The sequence below is a fragment of the Azospirillum melinis genome (assembly GCF_013340935.1).
Taxonomy (GTDB): Bacteria; Pseudomonadota; Alphaproteobacteria; order Azospirillales; family Azospirillaceae; genus Azospirillum; species Azospirillum melinis.
On record NZ_WHOS01000113.1, the window covers coordinates 1 to 9,335 of the forward strand.

A 9,335-nucleotide genomic window follows, 5' to 3' on the forward strand; every position below is an offset into this window, starting at 1 on the left:
TCACGATGACGGGAACCGGGGCGCAGCTGCTGGCCGACCCGGAGGTTCGCGCGGCCTATCTGGAAGGGGGACACTGAGATGGAAACGATCCTCGGCTCATCGCTTCCGGTGTTCGTGTTCCTGACGCTTCTGGTGTTCGGCGGCTGCGGGGTTCTGACCGGGCAGACGCTTGCCGAAGGGTGGAAGCCGGTGTCGAGCGTGCTGGCCTACTCGCTGCTGCTGGGGGTGGGCGACCGCTTCCTCGCCTGGGGCCTGTTCGGCGAGCAGCTGCTGTCCTTGTGGGGCTTCATCGTCCACACCGTGGTCATCGGCCTGATCACGCTGACCGCCCATCGCATCGCCATCGCAAGGCGCATGGTAAACCAGTATCCGTGGTTGTACGAGACTGCCGGCCCCTTCGGCTGGCGGGAGCGCAGCCCGGCCCGCGGCTGACGCGGTTCCGAAAAAGCACGGCCGAAAAAGAACTGAAGCCGGATTTGTAAAATTTCCGGCACGAAAAGGCGCCGCTTCGTCCAAGCGACGGCGGCGCCTTCACTTTGTCAAAGCCGGACCACGACTTTGGGATTGCTGTGACAATTGGCAATCTTCCGAAAGTCAGAGAAGAAGATCGTGGTGCAGACCATGATATGCGGTTACAATATCATTTAAATTTTGCAATTCGTTGACGCTTCTGTGGCGGACGCCGGCCTTGCCGGCGGTGCTTCGCCGTGCCCTGCGCCGCGTCCTCATGGCCGGCGGTCGGGCAGGAAGCGGAGGCGGCACGGGAAGGGGCAAGAGCATGGCAGTGGACAAGGCGGCCGCATCCCGGCCGCGACGGTTCTGGAGCGTGGGGCGGAAGGTGACGGCGGCCTTCGTCGCCGCCATCGTCGGCGGCTTCATCGTCATCATGGGGCTTCAGGCCAAGATGCAATATGACGACGCGGTGCGGCTCGCCACGCACGATGCCCGCGTCAAGACGGACATGCTGGCCAACGCCACCAAGACCAGCTTCGTCGCCGGCGACGGTGCCTCCATCGAGACGGAGTTCATGCCGCTGGCCGACAGCAACGAGGTGCAGCTCGCCTCGCTGCGGGCGGCGACATCCGCCGGCACGCTCGCCGACTTCTCCAACCAGCGCTTCGCCAAATACGACCTGAAGGCCGATCAGGATCTGGTCGAGGCAGTGCTGGCCGGCAAGGGGGCGCAGACCCGCCCGGCCAACGGCCACATCGTGGTGACGGTGCCGGTGGTGACCGGCAAGAGCAACCGGCTGGTCGGCGCCCTCCAGATCGCCTGGAGCCTGGACCAGCAGATCGACGCCATCGCCGCCCAGATGCGCAACCAGATCGCCATCTGCCTGATCGCGCTGGTGGTGCAGATCGCCCTGCTGAACCTCCTGCTCGGCCGCATCGTCATCCGCCCGCTGCGCGCTATGTCGGCGGCGATGGCGAAGCTCGCCGACGGCGACACCGCGGTCGAGGTGCCCGGCACCGGCCGTTCCGACGAGATCGGCGCCATGGCCGGCTCGGTCACCGTCTTCCGCGACAACGCCCGCGCCATCGAGCGCATGCATGCGGCCCAGGCCGAAGCCGACGCCAAGGCGGAACAGGCCAAGCGCGCCGCGTTGCTCGACCTCGCCGACCGTTTCCAGGGCACGGTGAAGCGGCTGGTCGAGGGCATCGCCGAGTCGGCCTCCGGCATGGCCGACAGCGCCGACCGCATGGCCGCGGTGGTGGGCGAGGCGACCAGCCAGACCCGCAACGTCGCCCGCGAATCCGACGACATCCAGTCCAACGTCCGCTCCGCCGCGGCGGCGGCGACCGAACTCGCCAGCTCCATCGGCGGCATTTCCGATCAGGTCGGCCATTCCGCCCGCATCGCCGGCGAGGCGGTGTCGCACACCGACCGCACCAACGCCACCGTCCAGGGGCTGATCGCCAACGCCGAGCGCATCGGCCAGGTGATCGGGCTGATCCATGCCATCGCCAAGCAGACCAACCTGCTGGCGCTGAATGCCACCATCGAGGCGGCGCGGGCGGGCGAGGCCGGCAAGGGCTTCGCCGTCGTGGCGACCGAGGTGAAGGGGCTGGCCGACCAGACTGCCAAGGCCACCGACGAGATCGCCGCCCAGGTCAACGCCATGCAGTCGGTGACCCGCGAGGCCGCCGACGCCATCGGCGCCATCGGCTCGACCATCACCGAAATCGACGGCATTTCCGGCACCATCACCCAGTCGGTGCAGGAACAGAACGCCGCCACCCAGGAGATCGCGCGGGCGGTGGAGATGGCCGCACTCGGCACCCAGGACGTCTCGGCCACCATCGCAGCCCTGGCCCAAACGGCGGAGAGCGCCGGCAGCACCGCGCTTGGCGTCCAGGACGCCGCCCGCGGCCTGTCCGGCCAGACCCGCGCCCTGTCGGCCGAGGTGGAGCGCTTCCTGACCGAGGTGCGCCAGCAGGCGAACGGAGAGGTGAAGGCAGCATAGGTTCCCTGACGGCGGGGCTCACCCCAGCAGCAGGAACCCCGCTCCGGTGCCGATCAGGGCGCCCGCCCACAACAGGTCGAAATTCACCCAGCCGCGGCGCAGGATGCCGAGCCCGACGGTCTCGAAAACCGCCAGCCCGATGACGGCGATCACCGCCAGCATCGCCGCCATATGCACCAGAACCACCGCCAGCCCGGCCGCCGCCGATCCCAGTGCGGCGACCGGGCCGGTCATTCCCGCCCCCGGTCCGCACAGGGACAGCGCCATCAGCTGCGCCGGCGCCAGCATGCCCAGCAGCAGGGGCAGGATCATCAGCCCGGCCCCGTGGGCCGACGCCATCAGGAAGGACCAGAGCGTCAGCCCGGCAAAGCCGGTGCGCATGCCGACCCTCAGCCGGTGGCGGTATCCGCGCACGAGCCGGTAGAGGCCGAAACCGATCAGGAGGGCGGGCGTGACCAGCCTCAGCGGGGCCGTCGCGACGACCAGCTGCAGGATGGCGAAGCCCGCCACCACCACCAGCACCGACAGGGCATGGCCGAGCGCGATGGGGGGCAGGGCCCTGATGACGGCACCCCGCCGTCCTTCCTGAAGGCCGAGGGCCACGGCGAAGAGCCATCCCATCGCCGGGTTCACTCCATGGAAGGCGCCGAGCCCGGCCAGCGCCAGCCATTGCCACGGGTCATCCATGGAGAGGCGCCCCCCGGATGGCGGTCATGGATAGCAGTAGGAATCCGAAGAGGCGTCGCCGCCTTCCAGCCGGATCTGGTGACCGCGGAACTCGTCGTCGAAGCGCAGGAAGAACCGCTCGTCGATGGTAAGCCCGCCATCCGGGTCGGCATCGAGCTTGACCATCCAGCTCTTGATGCCGTCCGGGTAGAACTGGTCGTCCCAGCTCCGGTACAGCGAGTTGGTGAAATAGACCCGCTTGCCGTCACGGCTGACCTCGACCATCTGCGGGCCGCCGTTGAGGGTGCCGTTGAGGGTGCCGCCATCGGCATCGCCGCCGGGATGGCGGCTGCGCCCGACGATCCCTCCCAACCGCACCGAGCCGGTCAGCCTGGGCTGGAACGGGTCGGACACGTCGTACCGCCGCATCTCCCCCGTGCCCCAGCAGGACACGTAGAGCCAGCGGTCGTCCAGCGACAGGTCGATGTCGGTGACGAGCGGCGGCACCGCCTTGAAACCCTTGAGCAGCGGCGGCAGCAGATCCGGGTCCGCCGGTTCGGCCGGGATGTCGATCACCTTCCGCATGGCCCACCGGCCGGACCTGCTGCCGTCATCCTCGCGATGCCACAGCCAGATCGACGAGGACAGGTCGGACAGGTTGACCACGGCGTTCATGAACCCATGGGCCTTGGTCGGGTCGTGGGCCGGCCGCAGTTCAAGCGCCAGCTGGTACTCCGGCCCCAAATCGATGGTCTGCCGGTGCCGGCGCTTGCGCAGATCCCAGAAATGGACCTGATGGCCGTATTTCGCGCCGAGCAGCAGCTCGGGGTTCAACCCGTCCTCGATCATGTCGGGCGTGCCCCATTCGCTGGTGATCAGCGTATCCTGGCCGAGATGCCACCAGACATCGTAGGCCAGGAACTGCGGACCGCGGTCGATCTCCCACTGGCCGAGCACCTCGAAGGTCTCGTGGTCCATCAGGAAGACACCGCCCGGCCCGCCGCCATCGCCCTTTCCGTTGCCGAGCGCGCTGACATAGATGCCTTCCGGTCCGCAATGCATCGTGTGCGGGCGGGAATAATTGGCGCGCGCCGCGAGTTCCTCCGGCTCGATGATCTTGACGATCTTGGGGTCGGCGGGATCGGGCTTGGTGTCCAGGATGTGGATGCGCGACGACCGCAGCCCGGGCACGATCAGGTATCGCCGCTCCACATGCGGATGCGGAGCGTAGGGGCACAGGGCGGAACTGCAGGCGTTCCAGCCGAAATGGTGCAGCTCGTCGCCAACATTCGGCATGTCGACCCGCCGAAGGAGCCGGCCGTAGCTGGCCGAGGAGGGATCGACATCGACCACCCCCAGCGCATCCGGCCCATCTCCGACATTCAGCATCGCCACATAGGCCAGCCGCTCCGGAGCGGCCTGCATCGCCATGCGTGGCGAGGGGTAGAAACTGGGATCAGGAGTCCAGGTCGCCATGGAAATTCCTCCCAAACCGGCATGCGCCGAATTGGAAAGGATATCTCAGCCTCGACAGGCACCGGCGGAGGAAAAGGGGGAGTATTGTCTATCTGCCGAGGCGACAATCACCCCAATTCCGAAGTAGCTTTCGGAACGGACCGATCAAGCCCCCATCCAGGCTTCCGGCCAGTCCCATGGAGCGCCCGGCGTACAATGGAAAAATTCCCGCGGAAAAATTCCCGCCTCGGGATGAAGGAAGCCGGTATCGGCCGAGAACAGGGGTTCGCTCCGGGAATCCGCAACCACACCGATTCCCGCAACGTCCCCGCACATCTGGCGCGTCGCGATGGCTTCCCCCTCCTCCCCGATACCGGGCGGACCTGCGATCCGCCCGATGCCGCCGGCAACGCATGCGTTGGCACGAGAGGCGGGAAAGGGGATGGACTTTCCGCTCAGAAGAACGCCTGGAGGCCCGTCTGCGCCCGGCCCAGGATCAGGGCGTGGACGTCATGGGTGCCTTCATAGGTGTTCACCGTCTCCAGGTTCACCATGTGGCGGATGACCTGGAATTCCTCGGAGATGCCGTTGCCGCCGTGCATGTCGCGGGCGACGCGGGCGATGTCGAGCGCCTTGCCGCAGTTGTTGCGCTTGATCAGCGAGATGGCTTCCGGCGACCAGCTGCCGTCGTCCATCATGCGGCCGACGCGCAGGCAGGCCTGCAGGCCCAGCGTGATCTCCGTCATCATGTCGGCCAGCTTCTTCTGGACCAGCTGGGTCTGGGCCAGCGGACGGCCGAACTGCTTGCGGTCCAGCGTGTACTGGCGGGCGGCGTGCCAGCAGAACTCCGCAGCACCCAGCACGCCCCAGGCGATGCCGTAGCGCGCCTTGTTCAGGCAGCCGAACGGGCCGCCCAGGCCCGACACGTTGGGCAGCAGGTTCTCGTCGGGGACGAAGGCCTCGTCCAGCACGATCTCGCCGGTGACCGACGAGCGCAGCGACAGCTTGCCCTCGATCTTCGGCGTCGAGAAGCCCTTGGTCCCGCGCTCGACCACGAAGCCCTTGATCTTGTTGTCATGGGCGTCCGACTTCGCCCAGACGACGGCGAGATCGGCGATGGGGGAGTTGGTGATCCACATCTTGGAGCCCGACAGCAGATAGCCGCCGTCGACCTTGGTGGCGCGGGTCTTCATGCCGCCGGGATCGGAGCCGTGATCCGGCTCGGTCAGGCCGAAGCAGCCGATCAGCTCGCCGGTTGCCAGACGCGGCAGCCACTTCTTCTTCTGCTCTTCGCTGCCATACGAATAGATCGGGTGCATGACCAGCGAGGACTGCACCGACATGGCGGAGCGGTAGCCGCTGTCCACCCGCTCGACCTCGCGGGCGACCAAGCCGTAGGCGACGTGGCTGACGCCCGGCCCGCCGTACTCCTCCGGGATCGTCGGACCCAGCAGGCCCAGCTCGCCCATCTCGGTCATGATCTCGCGGTCGAACCGCTCCTCGCGGAAGGCGGAGATGACACGGGGCTGCAGCCGGTCCTGGCAGTAGGCGCGGGCGCTGTCGCGCACCAGCTTCTCATCCTCGGTCAGCTGGGATTCAAGGAGGAAGGCGTCGTCCCACTGGATGCTCTGCACGGTGCGTCTCCTGGTCGTGTCACAGGGCGGTTGATCCGCCGGTCATCGATGGGCCGCCGTCCAAACGGCTGGTCGTAAGGCAGTCATCGGCCGGCCATCGATTGAAACGCACTCTGCCGCGCCGGCGCCATAGCTGCAAACACATATTTTCTATCATAGCCATAACGTTCCTATATGGCTCAAAAGAAACAGTCGCTATGTCGCACGGTTTCATAAAAGTTTTAACGTGAAGCTTACCATTTCCTATGCAATTTTGCCGACGGCACCGTAACCGCCCCCTACCCAACGGACACCCCGCACGTGTTTGCTGCATTGCAACCAATAACCGCTTTCGCCGGTTTTCCCCTGTTGCTGGGCCTTGCTTTGCTTACGCTTCTGCACGAAGACGTTGCAATTGCGGTTGGAGCGAGCCTCGTCAGCGTCGGCACCGTCAGCATCGGCGTGACCGCCATCACGCTGCTGTGTGGGATTGTTATCGGCGATTTGTTCATTTATGTCCTTGGACTATTGTCCCTGCGGATCAGTTGGATCCGGCGGCGGACCGAGGGTCCTATGCTTGAACGCTGCCGCGGAGCCTTGCAGAGGAACCTGTTGCCGACCTTGGTGACTTGCCGGCTGGTTCCCGGCGTCTTGTTCCCGACCTACTTCGCCTGCGGGGTGATGCGGGTGCCGTTCCTGCGCTTCATCGCCATCACGCTGGCGACCGCCGGCGTGCATGTCGGGCTGCTGCTGACCCTGATGACCTCGTCGCTCGAAGCGGCGGCGATCCAGGTGCAGGTGATCGGCATCGGCTGCGCCGCGCTGCTGATGATCCTGCGCACCAAGCGGGCGCAGGCCGTCGTCCGCGCGCTGTTCGCCCGCATCCGGGCGGTGCTGGAACCGCTGCTGCCCGCGGCCCTGCGCGACGCGCTGCACGGCAGCCCGACCCCGCGCGCCATCGCCCTGCCCGGCCTGCCGGTGGTGCCGGCCGGCGCCCCCACCATCGGCTGGGCGGAGCGCATCCCGCCGTTGCTGTTCTACATCCCGCTGGTGGCGCAGTGGCTGGCGCTCGGCGTCCGCTACCGCAGCCTGTCCCTGCCGACCGCCGCCAACCCGTCGATCGAGGCGGGCGGGCTTCTCGGCGAGTCGAAGATCGCCTGCATGGACCTGATCGGGCCGCAGGCGCGCCAATGGGCGGCGAAGTCCGTCGCCCTGGTCAACCGCCCGTCGCTGACCGCGGCACAGCTGGAGTCGCTGGCGTCGGGCGCCGGCCTGTCCTTCCCGCTGGTCGCCAAGCCGGACATCGGCTGGCGCGGCATCGGCGTGCGGCTGGTGCGCGACGCCGCCGATCTCCGCACCTATCTCCGCGGCTTTCCGGCCGACGTTAAGCTGATCCTGCAGGAGCATGTGGCTTACGCCGGCGAGGCCGGCATCTTCTACGTCCGCAAGCCGGGGGAACGGCACGGGCGCATCTTCTCCATGACCTTCCGCTATTACCCGCATGTGGTTGGCGACGGCCGCTCCACCCTGCGCCAGCTGATCGCCGCCGATCCGCGCGCCTCCTGGAAGGCCGACCTGCACCACGAGGCGCTGGCCGACCGGCTGGACGAGGTGCCGGAGGCCGGGCGCACGGTGCGGCTGTCGCTGGTCGGCAGCAGCCGTGTCGGCGGCCTCTACAAGGATGCCTGCGGCCACGTCACCGCGACGCTGACCGCGCGCTTCGACGAGATCGCCGACCAGATGCCGGGCTTCCATTTCGGCCGCTTCGACGTGCGCTTCGCCTCGGTGGAGCGGCTGGCGGTGGGCGAGGATTTCCGCATCATCGAGGTGAACGGCGCCGGGGCGGAAGCCATCCACATGTGGGACCCGGAGTTCAGGCTGGGCGACGCCTACGCCACCCTGTTCCACCAGCAGGCGCTGATGTTCGAGGTGGCGGACGCCTGCCGGTCCGCCGGGGCGCAGCCGCTGACCGCGCTGGAATTGGTACGCTATCAGCGCCGCCAGCAGACCTTGCTTCCGCTCTATCCCGCCTCCAACTGAACGGGCGTGCGCATCGCCGCACGCCAATCGGTTGGAGACGAGATGCGCGGCAGCCTGACCCATCTGCGCAACCGCCCGTCGCTGAGCGGGGCGCTGGCCGTCGCCCTGCTGGCCGGGGGCGTGGCCGCCGTCTGGCTGCGGCCGACCACCGCGGTGCTGACCGGCTGGGATTGCGGAGTCGCCGTCTACATCCTGCTGGCCAGCATCCTGATGAGCCGGGCCACGGTGGCCTCCATGCGCCGGCGGGCCAGACTGCTCGACCCCGGCAAATGGGGCGTGCTGGCCGGGGCGGTGCTGGCCGCGCTCGCTGCCCTGGTCGCCATCGTGGCGGAACTGGTGTCGGCCAAGGGTTCCCCGCATGAAGGAATGGCGGCGGTCCTGTCGGGGGTGACGGTCCTGCTGTCCTGGGGCTTCCTGCATGTCTTCTTCGCCCAGCATTACGCCCACGATTATTGGTTGGGCGGGAAGTCGGGCCAGGACCGCAGCCTGGATTTTCCCGGCAACGACGCTCCCGATTACCTGGAGTTCCTCTATTTCAGCTTCACCGTCGGCATGACCGCACAGGTGTCCGACGTGACCACCCGCGGCGCCGGCATGCGCCGTCTGGTGCTGATGCATGGCGCGCTCTCCTTCCTGTTCAACACCGCGGTGCTGGCGCTGGGCGTCAATCTGGCCGCCGGGCTGGTCAGCTGAGGTCCGCCCGCCCTGTCGCAATTGCTGCGACCGAGCCGTAGGAACCCCTTCCCGGCCGCAGGATCTACGCTACTCTCATCGGATCGAACGCCACGCTTCGCGACGCAAGGCCATGCCGACCCCTCCGTTCCCCGCCCGCGCCTTTTCCTTGCATCTCCGCTGGCCGGTCCGGCTCCGGGCGGCGACGCTGATCCTGCTGCTGGGGCTGCTGTCGCTCGGCCTGGCGTTCGCCAAGGCGTCGGCCCAGACCGCGCCGCCGCCTGCCGCGCCGCCCGCCGCCCCCCCCCCCCCCCCCCCGCCCCCCGCCCCCCCCGCCCCCCCCCCCCCCCCCCCCCCCCCCCCCCCCCCCCCCCCCCCCCCCCCCCCCCCCCCCCCCCCCCCCCCCCCCCCCCCCCCCCCCCCCC

General features: G+C 68.0%; 7 protein-coding genes. 4 read left to right on the forward strand and 3 right to left on the reverse strand.

The window, feature by feature from the left end; all coding sequences use genetic code 11:
• Positions 1–78 precede the first annotated feature (78 nt).
• Both GBZ48_RS35195 and GBZ48_RS35200 read left to right on the forward strand, forming a co-directional pair.
• Positions 79–432 (forward strand): DUF6867 family protein, encoded by a 354-nt coding sequence (locus GBZ48_RS35195; RefSeq protein WP_174475269.1) that lies wholly within the window; start codon positions 79–81, stop codon positions 430–432.
• Positions 433–778: 346 nt separating this feature from the next.
• The gene (locus GBZ48_RS35200; RefSeq protein ID WP_174475270.1) at positions 779–2,464 is read left to right on the forward strand and encodes a methyl-accepting chemotaxis protein; all 1,686 of its coding nucleotides are present in this window, start codon (positions 779–781) and stop codon (positions 2,462–2,464) included.
• Positions 2,465–2,482: 18 nt separating this feature from the next.
• Here the strand turns inward: GBZ48_RS35200 and GBZ48_RS35205 are convergent, their stop codons facing one another.
• From GBZ48_RS35205 to GBZ48_RS35215, 3 genes are all read right to left on the reverse strand, one after another.
• Positions 2,483–3,151, reverse strand: coding sequence for a hypothetical protein (locus GBZ48_RS35205; protein ID WP_174475271.1), 669 nt, complete (start codon positions 3,149–3,151; stop codon positions 2,483–2,485).
• A 24-nt stretch (positions 3,152–3,175) separates the two neighbouring features.
• Positions 3,176–4,606, reverse strand: coding sequence for a selenium-binding family protein (locus tag GBZ48_RS35210; RefSeq protein ID WP_174475272.1), 1,431 nt, complete (start codon positions 4,604–4,606; stop codon positions 3,176–3,178).
• A 434-nt stretch (positions 4,607–5,040) separates the two neighbouring features.
• Positions 5,041–6,219, reverse strand: a complete 1,179-nt coding sequence (locus GBZ48_RS35215) for an acyl-CoA dehydrogenase (RefSeq protein ID WP_098735821.1) — start codon at positions 6,217–6,219, stop codon at positions 5,041–5,043.
• 300 nt (positions 6,220–6,519) lie between these two features.
• Between GBZ48_RS35215 and GBZ48_RS35220 the strand changes: the two genes are divergently transcribed.
• Together GBZ48_RS35220 and GBZ48_RS35225 are read left to right on the forward strand one after the other, a co-directional pair.
• Entirely contained in the window at positions 6,520–8,238 is a 1,719-nt protein-coding gene (locus GBZ48_RS35220; protein WP_174475273.1) for a VTT domain-containing protein, read from the forward strand.
• Between the two features lie 42 nt (positions 8,239–8,280).
• Positions 8,281–8,931 carry a DUF1345 domain-containing protein gene (locus tag GBZ48_RS35225; RefSeq protein ID WP_174475274.1) on the forward strand — a complete coding sequence of 217 codons (651 nt, stop codon included), beginning with the start codon at positions 8,281–8,283 and terminating at the stop codon, positions 8,929–8,931.
• Positions 8,932–9,335 lie beyond the last annotated feature (404 nt).

Coding starts and splice junctions, on each gene's coding strand:
- GBZ48_RS35205 (WP_174475271.1), bottom strand. CDS start 3,151: ATGGATGACCCGTGGCAATGGCTGGCGCTGGCCGGGCTCGGCGCCTTC.
- GBZ48_RS35200 (WP_174475270.1), top strand. CDS start 779: ATGGCAGTGGACAAGGCGGCCGCATCCCGGCCGCGACGGTTCTGGAGC.
- GBZ48_RS35195 (WP_174475269.1), top strand. CDS start 79: ATGGAAACGATCCTCGGCTCATCGCTTCCGGTGTTCGTGTTCCTGACG.
- GBZ48_RS35225 (WP_174475274.1), top strand. CDS start 8,281: ATGCGCGGCAGCCTGACCCATCTGCGCAACCGCCCGTCGCTGAGCGGG.
- GBZ48_RS35210 (WP_174475272.1), bottom strand. CDS start 4,606: ATGGCGACCTGGACTCCTGATCCCAGTTTCTACCCCTCGCCACGCATG.